Origin of the sequence: Streptomyces sp. 3330 (assembly GCF_031456635.1) — a bacterium.
In the GTDB taxonomy this organism is placed as follows: Bacteria; Actinomycetota; Actinomycetes; order Streptomycetales; family Streptomycetaceae; genus Streptomyces.
This window is the reverse complement of record NZ_JAVDVA010000002.1, coordinates 337019-357110: the sequence shown is the minus strand read 5'-3', so window position 1 is coordinate 357110 and position 20092 is coordinate 337019. Positions and strand designations below refer to the sequence as shown.

Sequence of the window (20092 nt, the reverse complement as noted above, 5' to 3'; positions counted from 1 at the left end):
TGCCTTGACGGGCGGAGCGGCGAGTTCGAGCGGTGGGTCCGATATGTCTCGGTATGACTCACATCAGGACTCCTGCGCGACACCGTCGGACGAGCTCCGGGCCCGCGCGGGCTGCGCGCCGGTCGACGCCGGAGGACAGATGCCCCCTGGTGCTTCGTCGCGGAACTTTCGCCACTCGGCCGACAGACCGCAGGAAGGCGCGTTCGGTCGGTGAGCGTCATACCGGCGGGCCTGTGAGGAGTTCACCGGACGGCGTGTAGGGCCACACGTTGCGGACACAACCGTGCATCCCCTTGATCTGCTGCATCATGACAGGCGCAGGGGCACCCTGGCCGGGGCAGCCGACGTGATCGTGACCGAGGAAGTGCCCCACCTCGTGATTGATGATCAAGGCCCTGTACTCCGCGACATGATCGGCGTACACAGGGGTGGCAAGCATCCATCTCTTGAGGTTCACCATGACGTCGTCGCCCACATTGCAGTTCACCTCGCCCCCCGTGTCCAGCCCGTACTGACCGCAGACGGCGTCGACGGTCAACGGTGTCGCGACCCGGACGACGAAGTCGGCGGGGCGTCGTTCGACGCGTTGGAAGGCGCTGGTGCCGCCGGCCGTCCAGCCGCGAGGGTCGGCCAGGACGCGGTCCACGTCCTCAGCCACATCCACCGCGGACAGCCCGATCCCGTCTTCGACCTCGACGACGTAGCGCAGCGTTCTGCCTTCCCCGACGACCGGACCTTGCCCCCGCGCCGCGGTAAACGTGCCGGGGCCGGTGACAGGAAGGTCAGCGGCCTTCGACGAGGGTGACGACGACGGCGTAAGGGGCTTGTGCTGAAGGGACGTCGAGGGACTCGGCCCGGTCGCACGGTCCGCCGCCCTCGCTCCCCCCTCGGGGGCCTGATGTGTCCACCATCCCGCCCCGACAGCTGAAAGGACGGAGGCGACCAGGACCGCCACCCCTCGCAGAAGCTTGCTGCCCCGGCGTGGTGTGGGCATCCGTCCACTGTGCCGGACACGTCTGCGTCGGGAGGTCTTGCGATGCGCGTTCATGGCCAGCGAGTGTGCGGCGGCCATATGCGGGCCAGTCGACCGTGACGTCTCGAACGGATAACGCCTGCGCTGTACGGTCGGAAGGCCTGTCAGGGTGAGGCGCATTTGATCATCTGGTAACAACCCCACCTGTCGGTGCTTTTCACCGTGGTGACTCTTCGGTCAGCTGGTGATACTCGGCCCATGGCACGCGTACTCCTCATCGATGACGACCGCGGCGTACGTGAGGGCATGTCCCTGGCACTTCGCCGACAGGGCCACGAAGTCACGACCGCCGCTTCCGGAGAGGACGGTCTCCACCTCTGGCGCGCGGTCAGACCCGATGTCATCGTGCTCGACCTGATGCTTCCCGGCCTGAGCGGTCTCGACGTCTGCACCCGTATACGCACGCACGACCAAGTGCCGATCATCATGGCGACGGCGCGCGGCGACGATATGGACGTAGTGGTGGGCTTGGAGCTGGGCGCGGACGACTATGTGGTCAAACCGGTGCGCGCGCAAGTTCTCAGTGCCCGCGTCCGGGCTGTGCTGCGGCGCACTGCCCTCCCCACGTCCACACCTACGGAGACGTACGCCGACGGTCTGATCATCGACCGTCAGGGGCTGACCGTCACGCGCCACGGGCAGGCGGTCGCGTTGGCACGCTCGGAGTTGATGCTGCTGATGACGTTGTCCGCCTCGCCCGGACAGGTCTTCAGTCGCCAACAGTTGCTGCAGGCCGTTTGGGAGCACAGTTACCACGGCGACATCCGATTGGTCGACGCGTGCGTCAAGCGCTTGCGCACCAAGTTGGGTGAGCCCTCGAGAGCACCCCGGTACATACAGACGGTACGCGGGTTCGGGTACCGCTTCAGCAATCATGGATACGCCGAGCAGCCCGCCCGGATCTGTGAGGCGACAGGGGATGCTCCCGGGACGACCGCGCCATGAGAGCCGTGCGCGTAACGCGCAGCCTTCGAGGACGGCTGCTGCTCGCGTTCGCGGGGGTGGCTGTGGTCGGCACCCTGGGGACGGGTGCCCTCATCTTTCGCGAGGCGCGCACCGCGTTGCTCCAGGTCAGCCAGGACACGGCCATCGATCAGACCAGACAGAGGGTCAGCGAGCTGTCGATCTCCCTGCGGCCGCCCTTCGACCGCCAGGTCCAGTTGGCCACCCTGGCGGAACAAGTGGCGGACAGGCAGCAGGCACATGGGTGGCGAGTACAGGTCACCTACCGCGGCCACAGCGCGACCGCTCCGGTCGGCGCAACATTGCCGGAAGTCACGCCTGCTCTGCGGGAAGCCGTTGCCGGGCGACCCGTCACCGTCTTTCAGCGCGTCACCGCTGCGGACCGTCCCTTCCTCGTAGTGGGCATGGCGGTGGCATTCGCCGGATCCGGCAGCGGCTCCCCACGCCCCTCCGGGCTGGTGGTGTTCGTCGTCGTGCCCCAAAGCGACGAGCAAGCGACCGTGCGGACGCTGATCGCGTCCGTACAACGAGCCACCGTCTGGGCGTTGCTGCCCGCAGTGCTGCTGGCCCTGCTGGCAGCACGCAGCGTCCTGCGGCCCGTGCGCGCCCTTCGGCAGGCCACCCGACTCATGGCGGCCGGACGCCTGGACACGCGGCTGGCAGTTCAGGGCTCGGACGAGCTGGCAGAGCTGTCCCGCAGCTTCAACGAGACAGCCGCCGCACTGGAGCAGACGGTCGCCGAACTGCGGGACATGGAGGCCCGGGCGCGCCGATTCGCCGCGAACGTCTCCCATGAACTGCGGACTCCGCTGGCAGCCATGGTCGCGGTCACGGACGTTCTCGATGAGGATGCCGAGAAGCTGGATCCCGACACAGCTTCGTCGGTGCGCCTGGTCAGCGACGGAGTGTCCGATCTCGCCCGCCTGGTCGAGGACCTGCTTGAGATCTCGCGGTTCGACGCCCACGCTGCCCAGCTGAACCTGTCCGAAATCGATCTTGCTGAGTCTGTTCAGCAGAGCCTGGCGTCGCGCCAGTGGCTCGCTCGTGTCGATACGGCTCTTCCCGCTCCGGGCAACCTCATCGGCCGCGTCGACCCGCGACGCTTCGACGTGATCGTCGCGAATCTCGTGGCCAACGCCCTCGCCCACGGGAAGCCACCCGCGCGAGTGTCTTTGACCACCTCGACGACCGCCGACGGCACTCGTCAGGCAGTGCTGACGGTCTCGGACTCCGGACCCGGTATCAGTCAGCAAGCGCTGCCTCTGGTTTTCGAGCGCTTCTACCGATCGGACACGGCGCGAGCCACATCGGACGGCAGCGGACTGGGACTTTCCATCACCCGCGAGAACGTGCAGTTGCACCAGGGCACCGTCTTCGTCGCCAACCGCCCGCAGGGTGGCGCCGTGTTCACCGTCATACTCCCCCTGCCAGACGGCCCTTCCGTGATCACCCGGCAGGCGGAAGGCAGCGACCTGTGAGCCGCCGGCAGGTACTCCGCGTCGCGTCTGCCTGTACAGGGCTGGCCGCTTTGGCTTCCTGTGCGATTCCCGCTTCGGATGTCGTCGATGCGGGAGCCCCAGCCACCGGTCTGCCACCGGTGACGCCTTTGTACTTCCTGAGCAAAGGCCAACTGGTGGCGGTGCCGACCTCGGAGACCGCGACAACCCCTGATGAAGCGGTCCGCATCTTGCTGCGCGGCCCCGACCAGACCGTCCGGGAACGCGGCCTGACCACCGCGCTGTCCCCTATCAAGCCGGAATCGGTTCAGAGCCACGGGGCAACCGTCTCCATCCGGCTTCCCTCAGTGGCCAAACGCTTCCCTCGCCTCGGCCTGGACCAACTCGTCTGCACTGCGGCCGCGGCCCAGGTCCTCGCAGCCCCGGACGTCACGTCTGTGATCGTGGTCATTTCGGCACCCGGGGCGTGGCACTACACAGGGAACAGCACTGTCTGCCCGCAAGCCTGACGCTGCGCGGGCCACACGACAACGATGCGGGGCGGGTACCGGGCAGGCTGTGGGAGTCCGGGCGATCGTCCTACGCACCCGAGACGGCCGACGAACAGCAGCGCGCTCTGGTGACGCAGCTACTTCGGTACGCGGGCATGGTGTACGCGGCCGCCGCCAGGGACGAGGAGGTGGCCTATCGACTGGTCAGGCTGGCGAATCTGCTGGAGGGCCCGGCGTCGTTGCTGCAGCCGGAGATGAAGCAGCGAATCCTGGCTCTGGCCACGCACACGCGTCGAGGGCGACTCATCAGTCGCCCTCCTGCCACTGGCACCGGGGCGCGGGAGGCCGAGCGGCCCCTCGACGTCGGCTTGTCACAAGTAGGCACAAGCTGCCGACGCGGATCGGCTGACTGCGGTGCGAGCGTCAAGGGTGCCGGTGCACAGGTGGTCGTGGTGGTCGTGCCGTTCCGCTCGTCCTCTCGCCGCGGAGGGCTCGGAGCCTGGCGGTGTGCGGCCACAGCCGGCGCATGTGACCTGCCTTCACACTTCAGGAGCCCCTCTCCATGTCGTCCCATCAGCTGGATGCCACGCACTACGCACCGACCTCTGTGCCCACCGACGATCAGCTCGTGGCCCGTGCTGTCGGGCTGGCACCCACGCTTCATGGAAACGCTCACGTCACGGAGGCCGGTCGGCGGCCGTCAGCGGCGAACCTCGACGGGCTGCGGGCCGCGGGGCTGCTGCGGCTGACCACACCGAGGAGCCGGGCTGGGTGGGAGGTCTCCGTGCGCACGCAGGTCGAGGTCGGTATCGCCCTGGCGCGGGCGTGCCCCTCGACTGCGTGGGTCGCCGGCATCTACAACGGTGTCAAGCCGATGACGCTGATGCTGTCGGAAGCAGCCTTGGACGAGTTCTACGCTGTCGGGCCCGACGTCCTGGTCTGCTCCGTGGCCAGCGTCCATGGCGAGGCGATCCGCACGGATACTGGCGTGCGCCTTTCCGGGACCTGGGCGGCCGCATCCGGCTGTGAGGACGCGGACTGGGCGCTGCTGGGCGTGGCCCTGCCAGGTGCGGCAGGTGATCCGCCCGCGGCCGCGACCGTGCTGGTGCCGGTGAGGGATCTGCGAGTGAAGGACACCTGGCACGTGGCGGGGCTGAGGGGAACGGGCAGCCAGAGTCTGGTGGCGGAGGGCGTGCTGGTGCCCGAGCACCGCATCATCACGGCAGCGGTCGCGGCCAAGGCCGGCGCGGGTGGCTTCCCGGCGGCGTTGAAGATCGGTGCCGCGCTCAACCTGCTGGCTCCTGTCATCGGTGCCGCGGTGGGTGCCCTGGACACGGTGCGCGAGACCCTAGAGTCCGGCCGGGGCATCATGGCGTCGGTGTACCGGGACACCACCGATTCCCCCTCGGCACGGATCTGGCTGGGAGAAGCGGATCGCCTCATCAGTCGCGCGGTCCGTCAGGTCGTAGCTGTCGCTGATGAGGCGGACGCCGCCCTCGCAGGCGACCCGCTGACGCTGCAGGAGCGCTCCGCTTTGCGGATGGAGATGGTCGCCGCGATCGAGAACGCCCGATCCGCTATGAGCAAGCTGCTGGATCTGAACGGCACAGGCGGGTTCGCCCAGTCGAACGCCCTGCAGCGCTTCTGGCGGGACATGGAGACGGGAAGCCGCCATGTGCAGTTCAATCCGTTCCTGACGCGTGAGGACTATGGGCGGTTGCTCGCGGGCATCCAGTCCCCGGTCTCGCTGTTGCTGTGACGCTCTGACCTGGTGATCGTCGGGCTCGATGCGCGTCGGACGTTCCGCGGCCGTGGTCTGCCAGGACGCAGGGGAGGACATGTTCTCCCCTGCGCTTCAGCCTGCTGCCGTTCCCTCCAGGGATGAAAAGTGCTGGGCCATCAGGGCCTGCACCTGCTTCATCGATGGAGTGTGCCGCAGACGCCGTCGTCAGCAGTGTCGGTGTGGTGATGCAGCGCGGGCTCGGAGAAGGTCCTGCCCAGCCCTCGATGCTGGATATCGTTCGAGCATCGCGCGTACCTCGGTGGCATCGGTGTTGGCTCCGAACAGTTCGGTGCCGGGCTGCATCCGCACGCCCTCTGCCAGGGAGCCTGCCGGGACCGGGTCGAAGCCCAGAGCTTCGACGATCTCCGAGACGGCGGCGAGGTCGTCTTCACCGTCTCCCGCGATCGCAATCGCCCTGCGTCCGGCAGCGCCCGCCGGCCGTGCTCCTTCTTCCAGGTCGTGGTATCCCATGTGGTTGAACGCCTTCACCACGCGGGAGGAAGGCAGGGAGCTCTGCACGATCTCGCTCGAGGAGGTGCGTGGATCGGTGAGATCGTCGCGGATTCCATCGACCTCCCACCAGTAGTTCATCGCATCGATCACGAGTTTGCCGTGCAGGGCTTCGACGGGCAGGGAACGGTACTTGCCGAGGGGCAGGGCCAGGACGACCACGTCCGCTCGCTCGGCTGCCTCGACCGCCGTCACCGCCTTCGCGCCGGGCGCGATGACCTCCACGATGAGAGCGATGTTCGCCGGATCGCCGGAACCTGCGATCAGGACCTCATAACCTGCGGTGACAGCAAGGCGCGCGAGCACGGTCCCGACCTTGCCGGCACCGAGAATGCCAAGGGTCGTCATGGCTCATCCTGCCAAGATGTCGCGGACCATGGGCACCACCTTGGCGCCGAAGAGTTCGACGGCGCGCATGCGGGCCTCGGCCGGCTGTGCGCCAGAGCTGTAGATCATGTCGAAGCGTCCGACGCTCAGCGTCTTGACCGCAGTGGCGATCTTGCGGGCCACCGTCTCGGGCGCGCCGATGTAGAGCGAACCGTTCTCGACCTCCGCGTCGAATTCGGCGCGGCGCAACGGCGGCCACCCTCGCAACGCGCCGATACGGTCCCGGATCACCTTGTACGGCGGGAAGAAGAGTTCCTTGGCTTCCTCGTCGGTGTCCGCCACGAAGCCCGGCGAGTGCATACCGACGGGGTGTGCGGCCGTGCCGAGTTGTTCAGTCGCCCGCTGATAGAGGTCGATGTACGGCGCGAAGCGTGCCGGGTTGCCACCGATGATTGCGAGCATGAGCGGAAGTCCGTGCCGGGCGGTGCGCACGACGGACTGAGGGGATCCGCCTACCCCTACCCACGTGTCCAGTCGTCCACCGTCCGTCTTCGGGAACACGTCGGCGTTGTGGAGCGCGGCTCGAGTGGTGCCCTTCCAAGTAACGGGCTTCTCATCGAGCAGCTTCACGAAGAGATCGAGCTTCTCCTCGAACAGCACGTCATAGTCGGCCAAGTCGTAGCCGAACAAGGGGAAGGACTCGGTGAAGGAGCCGCGCCCCAGGATGGCCTGAGCGCGGCCGTTCGAGACGGCGTCCACGGTGGCGAAGCGCTGAAAGACGCGCACGGGGTCGTCGGAACTGAGGACGGTCACTCCCGAGGCGAGCTTGATCCGCGAGGTGCGGCTCGCAATCGCGGCCAGGACGGTCTCGGGGGCGGAGACGGAGTACTCCGGGCGGTGGTGTTCGCCGACGGCAATGACGTCCACGCCGAGTTCGTCGGCAAGAACGGCTTCGTCGATGACCTGCCTGATCGCAGCGGCATGGGACACCGGGGCGCCGTTGCGCTCCGGGACGTCACCGAAGGTGTCGAGGCCGATCACGAGATCAGTCATGGGATACCCCCTCTTAGATTGTTGAGAATTAAACTACGCTCTTTTTAGTGACGTGTCAACATCTTCGGGTCGTCTGCCCAGGCCCAGCGCGCCGACCGGGTCCTGATGGTCGGCAGCGGCGTCCTTCGCGAGGCCTGACGAATCTCGCGGGTGACGGCAAGAGCGTCGAGGACGAGCCGGATGCCATCGGTGCCGGCAAAAGGCGCGTTGTAGGTCACGGTGCTGGTGATGAGACGACGCTGTCCGTCCCGGACGAGATGGACGTCGTTCGAGATGGGCGCCTGCTACGGCGCCCGTTCAGCTCGGGAAACAGCTCCCCCTGGGTGGACACCGTGGTGCTGGAGGTTGCGGTGCGCTCGCCCCGTGCTTGGGCCTGAGTGGCAGCACCGGCTGCGACGACACCCGGCACGGCAGCGGCGTCGACGTCGCGAGGACAGCAAGGCCTGCGAGGCGGGGTGCGGCTGTGGAGCACCGAGGCAGAGCTCCGGAGAACTCACAGAATGTCGCATGGAGGCACTTGAGTCTCCAGCCGCCGGAGGGTTCAGGATCTTACCCATGGACGACGAACGCCCCGATGTGCTCACCATTGGCCTGCTCGCACACCGCACCGGAATTCCGGTGCGTACCCTGCGCTTCTGGTCGGACGAAGGGGCGGTACCGCCCGTTGCCCGCTCCGCGGGTGGCTACCGGTTGTACGACACCGAGTCCGTGGCCCGCGTCGAACTGGTCCGCACCCTGCGGGAGCTGGGCCTCGGGCTCGACGACGTGTGTCGCGTCCTGAGCGGTCGCGCCACAGTGGCCGAGATCGCCGACGCGCATGTGGCCGCGCTCGATGCGCATATCAGCTCACTCAAGGTGCGCCGGGCCGTCCTGTCCACCGTGGCAAAACGGGGTTCGACCGTCGAGGAGACAACACTGATGAACCGGTTGGCGCGGCTTTCCGCCGCCGAGCGCAAGCAGATCATCGACGAGTTCAAGGACGAGGTGTTCGGCGGCGGCGTCGACGATCCGGGCCTGCGCGACCGCATACGCAGCTACAGCATCGAATTGCCCGACGATCCCACACCTGAGCAGGTCGACGCCTGGATCGAGTTGGCGGAATCGGCACAAAACCCCGAGTTCCGCGCTCGGTTGCGCACATGGATGGAGCTCAACACGCCCGTATCGGGGCAGGGCAGTCCCCCGGGGGGATCCATTTGGTGGGCCAGGGCGATCGTGCAGACCGTCGCGGAGGTCAGAAGGCGCGGCGTCGCCCCGGAGGCGCCGGCAGCGGCTGAGGTGCTGTCCGAGCTGTTCAGTGACGCCGATCGGGCCGCCGTGCTGCGCAGCCTGGAGGCCGGGATCGAAGCAGGAGCGGAGCACTACCGCAGGCTCGTCGCCCGTGTGCGCGGGCAGGATTCGTCGCCCGACGCGACCGAGGACCTGGAATGGCTGGCGCGGGCCCTGCGCGCCGCGGATCAGACCTGACCTGATGCTCGGCATCGGCACGAAACAGACCGCCAAACCCCGCGCTCCCCCCTCATCCGCGGCGGGCTGACCGCCAACACGCCCGCTCGCCGCGCCGCGGCTGTCCCATCACGCGCCACCCCGGCTGGGGACGTCAGCGCCGGCCCGGAGGCCGGACCCGGGCACCGTTCCGACTCCGGACCCGCACTCGGATGTGCAGTGGTTGTACCGACGTATGTCGAGGCGGTGGCTCAACTGGGCATGGACAGAGCCGAAGCGCGAGCCACCCGACGGCTGTGGCAGCGGACTATGTATGCGAACCGGCCGAACATTTCGACGTCACCTTGGCTCCGGCCGACTCTGGGAGAAGTCCCGTTCGCCTCTCAAACCGCCGCTCAACGCAGGGATTGCGACCACCGGATCGCCCTGGTGCCGCTCATCGGAACCCATATCCCACCGCTATGGATCGCAGCGGGGATACACAGCCTGCGACCCGCTTCCGGGCCGGGGCACGCGCGCAGGAACGCGAGAGGGTGTGACCGGGGCGTGGGTCAGGGACCCCCTGACCCGCATACGCTGCCGCGACAGGGATCAGGACGTCTGAGCCAAGGGTTGCGAGTGGAAGCGGTGACGGTGCAAGCCAGCCCAAGAGTCCCGTACGCGATGAGGAGGCCGCCTCGCACGGCGTTCTGCTTCCTCTCGATGCGCTGGTTGTTCTGCTGCATCTCGTACGTGCGTTCGGCAACGGTCTGGTTGCCGATCAGGACGCTGCAGTTCACATCTCCTGGCCGCATCGGGCCTGGACGTTCTTCACCATCTTCACCGGAATTTTCACCGGGGCAGATCACCTCCTGTGTCGCTATGAGAGCGGCCGTAAGTTCTATTGCCCCCAAGACAGCGGGGATGATGAAGAGCATGGCGAGCACGGCACGCCTGTACATGGCAGCCTCCGGCGATGGACTTGATGGCGTCAAGACGCGACGCGTCGATTCCGAAGGTCATTCGCCTGGCCTTTCCGGGGTCTGCCGAAGTGAGCCAGCAGCACCGCGTTGCCCAATGCCGCGATGACGATGACGACGAGGTACAGGACGGCGGAGTCGGGGACGATGATCGCGAGCAGGCTGAGCGGCAGCGTGGCAAGCATCGGAAAGACTGCCGCGAACGAGGAGTCTGCATGGTCGACGGCGTAGGCATCGATTCCGGCCCAGACGAGCAGGCCGAAGACGACCAGCAGGTACACGCGTGCCACCGTCGAGGAGGCTGTGACGGCGAAGACGCTTCGGATCGCGGGGCAGGCCACGTGATACTCCCAGGTGAAATGACCGGATGGTGCTGCCGTAGTCACGGCGGTCGGCGCCTCGGCAGGAGTCGCCTCGGTCCGCCGTGCGTGGCGGTGGGTGCTGACCCCGCCGGGGGAAGCGGAGCCAGCACCGCGCAGGCAGCCGGAATCGGCCGGCTGCCTGACCTCGTCGTCGCAGCAAGGGGCCGGGCTGCGCCGACGGCAACGGCCGTTCCTTGTGTGATGACTTCCCTCACGGTGGCAAATGCCGGGTCTCCTGCGCCTCGGCGATCACTGCCTAAGAGGACGTCTGGGCTGAGCGGAGGTCGAAGTTCCTCTGCCGCTGATCACACCTCGACCGTGTGGTCATGAGATGTCGCCTTGCGTGACAAGCGCAGTTCCTCGACATCGAGGTACTGCTGTACGCGGCGCAGCACGATGTCGTCGATCTGCCCTTGGTCGCGCAGGTCGCCCAGGGCTTGCCGCTTGACGGTGAGCAGGTCCAGTTCCAAGGACTCACGGTTTCCCACGGCTTCGGCGTCTGCGGACGAACCGGCTCGTTCGCTGATGTGCTGGGCGATGCGGTCGGCCGTGTTCTCATCTACGTGGTGTCGTGCGGCCAGGCCGGGGAGCGCAGCCAGGGCGCTGGCACCGAGGTGGCGGTGTGCCAGGGCGAGTTCTCTGGCTGGATCTTCGTCCTCGGGGTAGCGGGCTCGGCGCACGATGGCCGGCAGCGTGGGCCCCATGACGGTGAGGGACAGAACGATCACCACGACGGTGATGAAGACGACGGCATCCCGCTGCTGCACGACGCGGCCGTCAGCAGTGACGACAGGGATGGTGAGCGCGGCTGCGAGGGAGATGGCTCCGCGCATCCCCGCCCAGGCAAGGGGCAGTCGCTGGGCTGCGGTGATGCGTCGGGCGCGCTGTCCTGGGCGTCGGTCCAGCAGCCGGATGACGTAGGGCATGGTGTAGAACCACAGCACGCGTGTCCCGAACACCACGACGCTGATCAGGACTGCGGCTGCTGCCGCCTGCAGCAGGGAGACGGAGCTGAGCGCTCTGCATGCTGCGGGCAGTTGCAGACCGACCAGGACGAACAGAGCGCTGTTGAGCAGATGGCTTGCGACCTGCCAGAAGGCCACGGCCTGGATCCGTGCCTGTGGGCTGATGACGCGCGGTCCGATTCTCGTGGTGACCAGACCGCAGGTGACGACGGCGAGGACGCCGGAGACGTGCAGCAGCTCGGCGGGGAGGAAGGCGACAAAGGGTGTGGCCACACTGAGGACGCTGTGCAGCAGTGCGTCGGGCAGGTACCGGCGGACGGCAAGCAGGATGGCGGCTACTGCGGCACCCACGAGGATGCCTCCGGCGTAGCTTTCGGTGAAGCCGAGAAGGGTGCTGCCCCAGGCGAAGGGTTGGTCGTCGGTGGCGACCTCGATGGTGACGGCCAGCAGGACCAGTGCGGTGCCGTCGTTGAGGAGGCTCTCGGTGCGCAGCACGGTGAGGATGCGCCGGGGCATGGCGGTCGCTACGGCGGCCACTGCGGCCGCATCCGTGGGGGCCAGGACCGCGCCGAGGACGAAGGCTATGGGCCAGCCGTAGCCGAGGGTGTGCGCGGCGAGGGCAACGGCGGCAGCGGTGGCGATGACCAAGCCGGTGGACTGGAGGGCGATGCTGCGCAGGTTGCTGCGGATCTCTCTCACCGATGAGGTGAGTGCCTCCCAGTACAGCAGGGCGGGCAGGAAGAGCAGCAGGACGACTTCGGGTTCGAGGGAGAGGGAGTCGAAGGCTGGAGTAAGTCCTATGAGGCCTCCTGCTGCGAGGAGCAGGAGGGGCTCACTGATGCCGGTGCGCCTGGCCAGCCATCCCATCGCGAGGATGGCGGTGGCGATGACGACGACCAGTTCGAGGCTCTCCATGTCCGGGGTTCCTTCCGTGCTGTTCGGGCCGGACCGTCGACTCAATGCGGGTGAGGCGGGTCTGCGGACTGCTCCGTCCGACCGGCCCCGAGAGGGGGTCTTGGGTGGAGCGTGCGGGGCCTCCGGAGCGTCCGCGGAGGCGTTCTGTCCCCCTGCATGCCTGCAAGAAGTGGGGTGTTGGCACCGGTGGGGGTGCTGCGGCCTCGGTCCGTCGGCTGATCGCTCAAGGCGGCGTCAAGAGCGTCGAGCTGTCTTCAGCGGAGGTTCTTGGGCGTCGCCTTGCCGGCATGAGAGAAGACCGGCGCTGTGTCAGGGGCGGATGCCGTGGTGCCTGCCGCACCAGGCACCACGGGCTCACTTCTGCCGGCCGTCGGCCGCGGTACCTTCTCGGTAGAGGACGAGGTGCTCGTGGTAGAGCACTCCGTCGCGGACGTCACCGGTTGCAGTGAAGCCGGTGTCATCGACGTAGTCGATGTGGTTGCCGGTGACGGCGTAGCTGCCGGTGTAGGCACTCTGGCGGCTGCCTCGGGCCTCGTCGTAGCGGCCGTTGGGCAGGAGCTCTTGGCGGATGTGGCCGTCGGCGGTGACCCACATGCCGACGAAGGGGTGCGGTGTGTTGGAGTTCATGCCTCTACAGTCGCCTGTGACACGGCGGACAACCAGGCCACGGATTTCCTGGGAGTTCTGCACCCACCTTGCTGTGTACGGCTCCCCTGGCGCCTCTTGAGGCTGTGCCGTCAGCGTGCGGCCGCGGGGGGCGGCAGGCGCATGCCGGTGAGGTCGGGAGGGATCGGGGTGTCGGGACGGAAGAAGGGCTCGGAGGTGCCGTCGTCGGCGGTGGCGGGCGCGTCGGTGAGGCGGAAGCGATCCCGGAGCCGTCCGTAGAAGTCGGTGGGGTGCAGGCGGATCAGGCGTACCCGGTGGGGGGCCCGGAAGACGCCGATCCAGTCTCCGGGGTCGAGGACGCCTCTGAGCTGGCCGTCGATACTGACGGCGGCCTGTCCTGAGTGGGGCAGGACACGGAGGGCGACGGGTTCGTCGGGGGCTGCGACCACAGTGCGGTTGAAGGTCATGTGGGGGGCGATCGGGGTGAACACGACGGCGTCCATGTGCGGCGAGAGTACGGGTCCGCCCGCGGCGAAGCTGTACGCGGTGGAACCGGTGGGCGTGGCGACCGCCAGTGCGTCGGCCGAGTAGGAGGCGAGAAGGCGGCCTGCAAGATAGACGCCGACGCCTACTTGCCGGTCGCGTGCCAGCTTCTCCAGCACGACGTCATTGAGGGCCATGACGTCCATGGCGATGCCCCAGCCTTCGCCTTCGGTCGTCTCGGGGCGGACCTGCGGAGCGGGCAGGGCAGGGCCGCGCCCGTAGCGCAGCAGTGCCTCCATCTGCGGGGGGATGTCCAGGGGCCGGGAGGCGCGCATGGTCAAGGTCATGCGCTCTTCTATGACCGCGCGTCCGTCGTGGACGGCGTCAAGGGCGGATGTGACGTCGTGGGCAGGGACTTCGGTGAGGAAGCCGACCTTGCCGAGGTCGACGCCGAGGACGCTGGCTCCGCTTTTGAGCGCGATGCGGGCGCCTCGCAGAAAGGTACCGTCTCCCCCGAGGGTGACGACGAGGTCGGGGTTGCCGGCGGCGGCGGCTTCCTCTCGACCTGTTTTTCGGTGGTGGTCCTTGGTCCAGACGTCGATGTCGGTGCAGCTGATGCCGTGGCCGTCGCTCCAGCGGTGGACGGCCCGGGCAGCGTCGAGGGCTTCGGGGCGCCCCTGGTGGACGACGAGTCCGATGCGTTGTACGGGCATGGGTCCTCCAAGGGGGGGGCGGGTGACCGGGCGTAGCCTGTTTTGTCAGGGGCTGTGCTGGGGCGCGGCACGTGTCGCGGCGTCGGCGCGCAGCTGCCGGGCCAGGGCGGCGCGGTCGTTCTCCGGGACGAGGCTGAGCACGATCTTGCCTCGAGTGTGGCGCTGCTGGACTTGCCGGTAGGCGTCCTGGACCTGTTCCAAGGAATAGATCGCGCTGATCGGGACGGTGAGGCGCTTCTGGGCTACGAGCGAGGCCAGCTCGGCGACAAGCCGGGGGGAGAAAGCATCCTCCTGGGCTTGGCTGTGCACGCCGTGCAGGGCGACTGCACGACCGTCGGCGATGGTGTTGATGCGGTGCGGGGGAACGCCGAGGGCGATGGCAGCGTCGACGTTGCCCTGACCGAAGGTATCGATGAAGGCGTCGATTCCGTTGGGTGCGGCGACTCGCAGCCGGTCGGTGAGGCCGGGGCCGTGCTGGACGGGGATGACGCCGAGTGAGCGCAGGAAGTCGGCGTTGTGCGGTCCGGCGGTGCCTATCACGGTTGCGCCGCGCAGGCGGGCGAGCTGCGCCGCCAGTGAACCCACTCCGCCGGCAGCGGCCGAGACGACGACGGTGTCGTCGGCGCCGACGTCGACGGCGTTGACCGCGGCCCACGCGGTCACGCCGACGGCGGACAGCGGGGCAGCCGATTCCCAGCTGATCTCGGCCGGCTTGGCGGCAAGCAGGTGTGCCGGTGAGACGACGTAGTCGGCCTGCGCGGCACGGGGAAGGTAGCCGATGACCTCGTCGCCGATCGCGAAGCTGTCGACGCCCTCGCCCAGCGCCGTGACCCAGCCGGCGAAGTCGTTGCCCTGCCCCTCGGGGAAGGATGCCGGCCAGATACCCGCGAACACACCCTGCCGGATTCCAGCCTCGCCGGGGTTGACGGGGGCGACCACCACGCGCACGACGACCTCACCCGGGCCAGGTGCCGGTCGGGGCACCTGTGCGATCTCCAGCACTTCCGGGCCGCCGTATCGCGAGAACTGCACTGCTCGGGGCATGGCCGACTCCTTGGTCAACGCGTGGTGCGCGGGTGTCCGGAAATCTCACCCTACTCAATTGTTGACGCATCAACAACTACTCCACTTCCGTGCGCATCGCACCACCGCCGCGACCGCAGAGCCGGGCCACGATGCCACCGCGCCCTCACAGGAGGTACTGCCACTTGGTCATCCGGTCCTTCAGATCGAGGATCTCGCCGTCCACCGCGAAGGTCCCGTCTCCGCGGTGGTGCAACAGCTGCGGTCGGGGTCGGGAGGGATCCGTCCAGGCCCTGACCGGTTCCAGCAGGAACAGGTTGTAGGCCCCCACCAGGCTGGTGTCGGACACCCTGCATTCGAGGTTGGCCCAGCACTCCCCCACCAGCGGGGCCTGCACCTTCTCGCCGGCCACGGCGGTGAGTCCGAACTCGTGGAACTTGTCGACGTCAGCTCCCGAGCAGTTACCGATGTCGACGACTGCGTCCGCCATGTCGGCCGTGGGCACCGAGACCACGCATTCACCGGTTTCGACAAGGGCCTGGTAGCTGTAGTCCCAGGGGCCCACGGTGGCGGCGATCAAGGCCGGGGCGTGTCGCACCATCATGTTGAAGCCATTGGTCATGACATTGGGCACGCCGCGATGCTGGGTGGTGATCAGGATGACCGGGCCGGGCTCGATGAGCCGGTGAACCTGATCCATAGGGTGCACCTGAAGATCATTTACAGTGATCATGTCTGCTCCGGGATGCCGTGGGATGCGCGGGCCGGCACAGATGGCCGACCGCGACGCCTACTGCCGACCAGTCTTGGCGGGCGGACGGTCCGGGATGAAGGCCGTAATTTTCCTGGATGCGGCAGGACCAGGCTTACGAACAGCCGGCGGCCGGTCTCGGCAGCGCAAGGCGGAGACCGGCCACCAAGCGCGGCTAGGGTTCGTTGGCTGTGAGGTCCCGGACGGCTTCCGGCGCAGGAGCCTGCTTAGGAGCGGTGGCCATGGCGCGCAGCGCCTCGAAGGCGGCGGCAGTCGGACTGGCCGGTTCCGCCTGATAGACGACCAATTGCTGATGCGGGACGCCGTTCACGGAAAAGGCCGCGAACTTGATGTGCAGGTGGCCCACTTGAGGATGCTTGAGGTGCTTGCCCTCCTGAGACTTGCTCTTGACCTCGTGCATCCCCCAGATGTCGGCGAACTCCTCGCTGAGAACGGACAGTTCCTTGACCACCTCGGCAATCCGCTGCGATTCGGGGTCGTAGCCGTAGGCGGCGCGAAGCTCGGCGACGCACGAGTGCGCGGCGCGTTCCCACTCCTGATAGAACTCTCGGCCGGCCGGATCCACGAACACCATGTAGGCGAGGTTGTCGAACTCTGCGAAGCCACCGTGCAGCGCGGTGGCCAGGCTGTTACCAGCCAGCACGTCGAGTGCGGGGCCGAGGACGAAGGCGGGCGTATGTTCCCAGCCGTCCATCAACTCCATCAACTGCTGGCTCACTTCCGCCTGGACGCCCCAGCTGCGCGGACGTTGTGAAGCCGCCAGGCAGAGGCGGTTGAGGTGGTCAGCAGCCTCCCCGTTGAGTTTCAGCGCTTGCGCCACGGCCTCGACGACCTGCGGGGACGGACTGCACTCGCGTCCCTGCTCGAGCCTGATGTAGTAGTCGGAGCTGACTCCGGCCAGCAGTGCTACTTCTTCCCTGCGCAGTCCTCTGACTCGACGGCGTCCGTGCTCGGGAAGACCGACATCGTGCGGCTTCAAGGCCTCTCGGCGGGCTCTGAGAAATTCGCCCAACGGCGTCCCATTGCTCATGGGGTAAGACTAGACGGTTTCCGGCCTTTTATAAGTGTCCACCATGTAATATGGCATTTAGTGATCCAGCCCTTACGGAATGTGAGTGCCCGTCTTGATTGCTGGGATTTTTCCTGCGCTTTACCTCGGCCCGGGCCCCTGAAAGCCCTCCGCCCGCCGTCGGCTCCGTCGCTGCGAGGCCCGCCCGTCGACTGGATGCGGCTGGGACCTGCCAGGTGGCTGGGCCCTGGATGCAGCCGGGACCTGTCAGGGGGCTGGGCCGACGGGGGCCTTTGGTCCTGGGTGTAATGCACCCACCGTCCGCTGATCCTTCTGAGACTTTTTCGCCCTAGCCTCGAAGGCATGGATAACGACACGCACCCTGACACAGTTGAAGGGCTGGGTCAGTTCCTCCGCGCCCGCCGGGAACGTCTCAGCCCCACGGATGCGGGACTGCCCGGCAGCGGCCGACGGCGGGTGCCCGGCCTGCGACGCGACGAGGTGGCCGCTCTCGCAGGCGTCAGTTCGAGCTACTACATGCGGCTCGAGCAGGGCCGCGAGCTCGCGCCCTCGCGGCGCGTCCTGGACGCTGTGGCGCGAGTACTGCAGTTGGGCGACGAAGACGTCCTTCAGCTGTACCGGCTGGCGCAGCCCGCGACCCGGCGGACGAAACCTCCCGTCCGCGTGGAGCGCGTTCAGCCCCACCTGCGGCAGCTCATCGAAACGTGGACCAAGACGCCGGCATTCATCATCGGCCACGCCCAGGACATCCTGGCGACCAATCCCCTCGCCGACGCCCTGTACTCCGACTTCGCACAGCAGGACAACGTCCTGCGCATGCTCTTCCTGGATCCGGCAGCCAGAGCCTTCTACCGCAGCCCTGAAATGGCCAAGCACCGAGCCGTCGCGGATCTGCAGCAGACCGCCGCCAGTACGCCGGATGACCCTCGCATCCTCGAGCTGGTCGGGGAACTGTCCGTACGCAACAGCGAGTTCCGCACTTTGTGGGCCCGAGAGTACGCACGGGTGCCGCCGTATGAGGTCAAACAGATGCATCACTCCGCGGTCGGGGATCTCGAGCTGCGTCACGAAGCCCTCACCATCCGCAGCTCCCCGGGTCAGCAACTGATCATTTTGCAGGCCGAGCCGAAGTCTCCGTCAGCTGACGCTTTGGCACTGCTGGGATCCATCACAGCGTTGAGCGTTCCGCAGCAGCAAGAACCCGCTTCGGACGACTGACGATCCCAGCCGGCAAAGACACGTCCGCAGCCCTGGCCGCTCAGGTGGCGAGGGCCGCCGACCTCGTCGGGCATGGCCGGGTGCGCCGGGTTCACCGGGTTCCACTGCCTGACGGGTCTTGCTGGAAGGACGCAACCCGCGGTTCACCGCTGGAGACAGCGAGGCAGCCTGCCGGCTGGCTGCCTCGCGCTGCGCGTGGCACGGCCCCCACGACGACAAGCGCCGGATACCCCTTCCCCCCGACCGTCCGTCGACGGGAAGGGGTATTTGCAGGTTCTGTCACGACTGATGCGGCACCGCCGGCCCCCGCGCAGTCGGCAGGCAACCGGTTCGGTTCGTGTTCACGAAGACCCGGACCGTCCGGCAGGCAGCTCAGCGCCGGCGCGGGCTTGGCGACAGCACCGTCCGCACGGGCAGAGAGGCTCCTCACGGTGCCGCAGCATTGATTCCGCTCACTGATCGGCTGTACCGCGATTCCGGCCAGGCTATTGCCCGAATCCTTCTCCGGCGCCCGACCGAATGGCACCGAGAATTTTCTCGATGATGTGCCCCAGGAGTTCAGCTTCGGCGGGTGTGAGAGGGTCGAAGAAAAGCCGTTTCACCGTTTCCGCATGCCCTGGCGCAGCCGCCTTGATGACGGACCTGCCGTGCTCGGTCAGTCGCACCATGGAGCCACGCGCGTCGTCGGCGCACGCCTCACGCACCACCAGGCCACGCTTCTCCATCCGGCTGATCTGGTGGGACAGGCGACTGCGCTCCCACCCGACCTCGTTGCCGAGATCCCGCGCGCGCATCACTCCGTCACTCGACTCCGACAGCGGCGCAAGGAGCGCGTAGTCCGCCGCCGAAAGACCCGAGTCCTGCTGAAGCTGCTGGTCCTGGGCCTGTTGCAGCTCACGGCGCAACAGCCGGTACCTCGTCCAGACTTCCGCCTCGCCGGACGTGAGCCACCGCGGTTCAGACATGCAGTCAATCCTAGCAGATTGTTGACACGTCACCGAATAGGCGGTCCGGCTCTTCCTAGGAATGAAACACCCAGGAATAGCGCGGCCTTCATACCGCCCCGGGCGAGGGGCACACTCGAATCCGTAAGCAAGAAATCCCCAGCAATGGGGAAGCAACGAGAGAGGTTCTCCCTCATGACTACGTGGTTCGTCACCGGCGCCTCCCGCGGGATCGGCGCGGAAATCGCTCGCTCCGCCCTGGCGGCCGGAAACAATGTGGTCGTCGCTGTTCGTAACCCAGAGCGGATTCCGGACGATCTGAAGAAGGCCGACAACGTCTTCGCGGTTGCTCTCGACGTCACGGACAACGACAGCATCCCGCAGGCCGTCGAAGCGGCCGTCGACAAGTTCGGCGGAATCGACGTCCTGGTCAACAACGCCGGCCGCGGCCTGCTGGGCGCGCTGGAGGAGATCACCGATGCCGAGGCCCGTTCGCTGTTCGACCTGAACGTCTTCGGTCTGATCAACGTCACCCGCGCCGTCCTGCCCGTCATGCGCAAGCAAGGCTCGGGCAAGCTGGTCCACATCGGCTCCCGCTCCGGATTCGAAGGTGAGCCCGGGGTCAGCCTGTACTCGGCCTCGAAGTTCGCCGTCGCCGGCATCAGCGAAGCGCTGTCGGTAGAGATGGCCCCGTTCGGCATCCAGTCGATGGTGGTCGAACCGGGTGTGTTCCGCACGGACTTCCTCGACTCCAGCTCCCTGTCGGTCGCTGCCAACCGCATCGCCGACTACGACGACACCCCCGCGCACGTGACGCTCGACTGGATCGACAAGGCCAACCACGCCCAGCTCGGCGACCCGGTCAAGGGCGCTGCCCTGATCGTCGAGGTCGCTTCGACCGACACGCTCCCCACCCACCTGTACCTGGGCCGCGACACGCTTGAGCGCCTCGAGGTCAAGATCCAGCAGATCCGCGACGACCTCAAGCCGTGGAGCGAGAAGTCCGCCGCTACCGCTCACGAGGACGCCTGATCTGCCT

General features: G+C 67.3%; 19 protein-coding genes. 7 read left to right on the top strand and 12 right to left on the bottom strand.

What is annotated here, in order from left to right:
- Positions 1 to 217 precede the first annotated feature (217 nt).
- Positions 218 to 994 carry a DUF3152 domain-containing protein gene (locus J2X68_RS05025; protein ID WP_310431201.1) on the bottom strand — a complete coding sequence of 259 codons (777 nt, stop codon included), beginning with the start codon at positions 992 to 994 and terminating at the stop codon, positions 218 to 220.
- A 237-nt stretch (positions 995 to 1231) separates the two neighbouring features.
- Between J2X68_RS05025 and J2X68_RS05020 the strand changes: the two genes are divergently transcribed.
- The 4 genes from J2X68_RS05020 to J2X68_RS05005 all read left to right on the top strand — a co-directional run bounded on the left by J2X68_RS05020 (position 1232) and on the right by J2X68_RS05005 (position 5703).
- Complete coding sequence (locus J2X68_RS05020; protein ID WP_310431200.1) at positions 1232 to 1978, top strand: response regulator transcription factor; 747 nt, start codon at positions 1232 to 1234, stop codon at positions 1976 to 1978.
- Entirely contained in the window at positions 1975 to 3474 is a 1500-nt protein-coding gene (locus J2X68_RS05015; protein ID WP_310431199.1) for a HAMP domain-containing sensor histidine kinase, read from the top strand. The genes J2X68_RS05020 and J2X68_RS05015 overlap by 4 nt, the downstream gene beginning before the upstream one ends.
- Positions 3471 to 3962, top strand: coding sequence for a hypothetical protein (locus tag J2X68_RS05010; RefSeq protein ID WP_310431198.1), 492 nt, complete (start codon positions 3471 to 3473; stop codon positions 3960 to 3962). The genes J2X68_RS05015 and J2X68_RS05010 overlap by 4 nt, the downstream gene beginning before the upstream one ends.
- 544 nt (positions 3963 to 4506) lie before the next feature.
- The gene (locus J2X68_RS05005) at positions 4507 to 5703 is read left to right on the top strand and encodes an acyl-CoA dehydrogenase (protein WP_310431197.1); all 1197 of its coding nucleotides are present in this window, start codon (positions 4507 to 4509) and stop codon (positions 5701 to 5703) included.
- Positions 5704 to 5892: 189 nt separating this feature from the next.
- On the opposite strand, the gene J2X68_RS05000 is transcribed toward J2X68_RS05005, so the two are convergent.
- From J2X68_RS05000 to J2X68_RS04990, 3 genes are read right to left on the bottom strand one after another with little or no spacing between them, the layout of a single operon-like run.
- Entirely contained in the window at positions 5893 to 6585 is a 693-nt protein-coding gene (locus J2X68_RS05000; protein WP_310431196.1) for an NAD(P)-binding domain-containing protein, read from the bottom strand.
- Positions 6586 to 6588: 3 nt separating this feature from the next.
- Positions 6589 to 7617 carry an LLM class flavin-dependent oxidoreductase gene (locus tag J2X68_RS04995; RefSeq protein ID WP_310431195.1) on the bottom strand — a complete coding sequence of 343 codons (1029 nt, stop codon included), beginning with the start codon at positions 7615 to 7617 and terminating at the stop codon, positions 6589 to 6591.
- Between the two features lie 44 nt (positions 7618 to 7661).
- Positions 7662 to 7835: a hypothetical protein gene (locus J2X68_RS04990; protein ID WP_310431194.1), complete on the bottom strand. Its 174-nt coding sequence runs from the start codon at positions 7833 to 7835 to the stop codon at positions 7662 to 7664.
- Between the two features lie 337 nt (positions 7836 to 8172).
- Here J2X68_RS04990 and J2X68_RS04985 point away from each other — a divergent pair, with 337 nt between their 5' ends.
- Positions 8173 to 9084, top strand: a complete 912-nt coding sequence (locus J2X68_RS04985; RefSeq protein ID WP_310431193.1) for a MerR family transcriptional regulator — start codon at positions 8173 to 8175, stop codon at positions 9082 to 9084.
- Between the two features lie 949 nt (positions 9085 to 10033).
- On the opposite strand, the gene J2X68_RS04980 is transcribed toward J2X68_RS04985, so the two are convergent.
- The 7 genes from J2X68_RS04980 to J2X68_RS04950 form a co-directional block, all read right to left on the bottom strand.
- On the bottom strand, positions 10034 to 10363 hold the full coding sequence (locus J2X68_RS04980) for an SCO4225 family membrane protein (RefSeq protein WP_399039349.1): 330 nt from the start codon (positions 10361 to 10363) through the stop codon (positions 10034 to 10036).
- Positions 10364 to 10689: 326 nt separating this feature from the next.
- Complete coding sequence (locus J2X68_RS04975) at positions 10690 to 12264, bottom strand: Na+/H+ antiporter (RefSeq protein WP_310431191.1); 1575 nt, start codon at positions 12262 to 12264, stop codon at positions 10690 to 10692.
- 354 nt (positions 12265 to 12618) lie between these two features.
- Positions 12619 to 12891 (bottom strand): Atu4866 domain-containing protein, encoded by a 273-nt coding sequence (locus J2X68_RS04970; protein ID WP_310431190.1) that lies wholly within the window; start codon positions 12889 to 12891, stop codon positions 12619 to 12621.
- Between the two features lie 110 nt (positions 12892 to 13001).
- Positions 13002 to 14066: an NAD(+)/NADH kinase gene (locus tag J2X68_RS04965; protein WP_310431189.1), complete on the bottom strand. Its 1065-nt coding sequence runs from the start codon at positions 14064 to 14066 to the stop codon at positions 13002 to 13004.
- A gap of 45 nt (positions 14067 to 14111) precedes the next feature.
- Positions 14112 to 15110: an NADP-dependent oxidoreductase gene (locus tag J2X68_RS04960; RefSeq protein WP_310431188.1), complete on the bottom strand. Its 999-nt coding sequence runs from the start codon at positions 15108 to 15110 to the stop codon at positions 14112 to 14114.
- Between the two features lie 145 nt (positions 15111 to 15255).
- A complete protein-coding gene (locus J2X68_RS04955) occupies positions 15256 to 15789 on the bottom strand; it encodes a flavin reductase family protein (protein ID WP_310431187.1) in 534 nt (177 codons plus the stop codon).
- A 226-nt stretch (positions 15790 to 16015) separates the two neighbouring features.
- Positions 16016 to 16891 carry a helix-turn-helix transcriptional regulator gene (locus J2X68_RS04950; RefSeq protein ID WP_310431186.1) on the bottom strand — a complete coding sequence of 292 codons (876 nt, stop codon included), beginning with the start codon at positions 16889 to 16891 and terminating at the stop codon, positions 16016 to 16018.
- A gap of 342 nt (positions 16892 to 17233) precedes the next feature.
- Here J2X68_RS04950 and J2X68_RS04945 point away from each other — a divergent pair, with 342 nt between their 5' ends.
- Positions 17234 to 18109: a helix-turn-helix transcriptional regulator gene (locus J2X68_RS04945; RefSeq protein ID WP_310431185.1), complete on the top strand. Its 876-nt coding sequence runs from the start codon at positions 17234 to 17236 to the stop codon at positions 18107 to 18109.
- Positions 18110 to 18594: 485 nt separating this feature from the next.
- Here J2X68_RS04945 and J2X68_RS04940 read toward each other — a convergent pair whose 3' ends face one another.
- A complete protein-coding gene (locus J2X68_RS04940; protein ID WP_310431184.1) occupies positions 18595 to 19074 on the bottom strand; it encodes a MarR family transcriptional regulator in 480 nt (159 codons plus the stop codon).
- A 174-nt stretch (positions 19075 to 19248) separates the two neighbouring features.
- Between J2X68_RS04940 and J2X68_RS04935 the strand changes: the two genes are divergently transcribed.
- Complete coding sequence (locus tag J2X68_RS04935; RefSeq protein WP_310431183.1) at positions 19249 to 20085, top strand: SDR family NAD(P)-dependent oxidoreductase; 837 nt, start codon at positions 19249 to 19251, stop codon at positions 20083 to 20085.
- The last annotated feature ends 7 nt before the right edge of the window (positions 20086 to 20092 follow it).

What these genes read in the sequence shown, in the direction of transcription:
- J2X68_RS05025 (WP_310431201.1), bottom strand. Translation starts at nt 994, where the DNA reads ATGCCCACACCACGCCGGGGCAGCAAGCTTCTGCGAGGGGTGGCGGTC.
- J2X68_RS05020 (WP_310431200.1), top strand. Translation starts at nt 1,232, where the DNA reads ATGGCACGCGTACTCCTCATCGATGACGACCGCGGCGTACGTGAGGGC.
- J2X68_RS05015 (WP_310431199.1), top strand. Translation starts at nt 1,975, where the DNA reads ATGAGAGCCGTGCGCGTAACGCGCAGCCTTCGAGGACGGCTGCTGCTC.
- J2X68_RS05005 (WP_310431197.1), top strand. Translation starts at nt 4,507, where the DNA reads ATGTCGTCCCATCAGCTGGATGCCACGCACTACGCACCGACCTCTGTG.
- J2X68_RS05000 (WP_310431196.1), bottom strand. Translation starts at nt 6,585, where the DNA reads ATGACGACCCTTGGCATTCTCGGTGCCGGCAAGGTCGGGACCGTGCTC.
- J2X68_RS04995 (WP_310431195.1), bottom strand. Translation starts at nt 7,617, where the DNA reads ATGACTGATCTCGTGATCGGCCTCGACACCTTCGGTGACGTCCCGGAG.
- J2X68_RS04985 (WP_310431193.1), top strand. Translation starts at nt 8,173, where the DNA reads ATGGACGACGAACGCCCCGATGTGCTCACCATTGGCCTGCTCGCACAC.
- J2X68_RS04975 (WP_310431191.1), bottom strand. Translation starts at nt 12,264, where the DNA reads ATGGAGAGCCTCGAACTGGTCGTCGTCATCGCCACCGCCATCCTCGCG.
- J2X68_RS04970 (WP_310431190.1), bottom strand. Translation starts at nt 12,891, where the DNA reads ATGAACTCCAACACACCGCACCCCTTCGTCGGCATGTGGGTCACCGCC.
- J2X68_RS04965 (WP_310431189.1), bottom strand. Translation starts at nt 14,066, where the DNA reads ATGCCCGTACAACGCATCGGACTCGTCGTCCACCAGGGGCGCCCCGAA.
- J2X68_RS04960 (WP_310431188.1), bottom strand. Translation starts at nt 15,110, where the DNA reads ATGCCCCGAGCAGTGCAGTTCTCGCGATACGGCGGCCCGGAAGTGCTG.
- J2X68_RS04955 (WP_310431187.1), bottom strand. Translation starts at nt 15,789, where the DNA reads ATGGATCAGGTTCACCGGCTCATCGAGCCCGGCCCGGTCATCCTGATC.
- J2X68_RS04950 (WP_310431186.1), bottom strand. Translation starts at nt 16,891, where the DNA reads ATGAGCAATGGGACGCCGTTGGGCGAATTTCTCAGAGCCCGCCGAGAG.
- J2X68_RS04945 (WP_310431185.1), top strand. Translation starts at nt 17,234, where the DNA reads ATGGATAACGACACGCACCCTGACACAGTTGAAGGGCTGGGTCAGTTC.
- J2X68_RS04940 (WP_310431184.1), bottom strand. Translation starts at nt 19,074, where the DNA reads ATGTCTGAACCGCGGTGGCTCACGTCCGGCGAGGCGGAAGTCTGGACG.
- J2X68_RS04935 (WP_310431183.1), top strand. Translation starts at nt 19,249, where the DNA reads ATGACTACGTGGTTCGTCACCGGCGCCTCCCGCGGGATCGGCGCGGAA.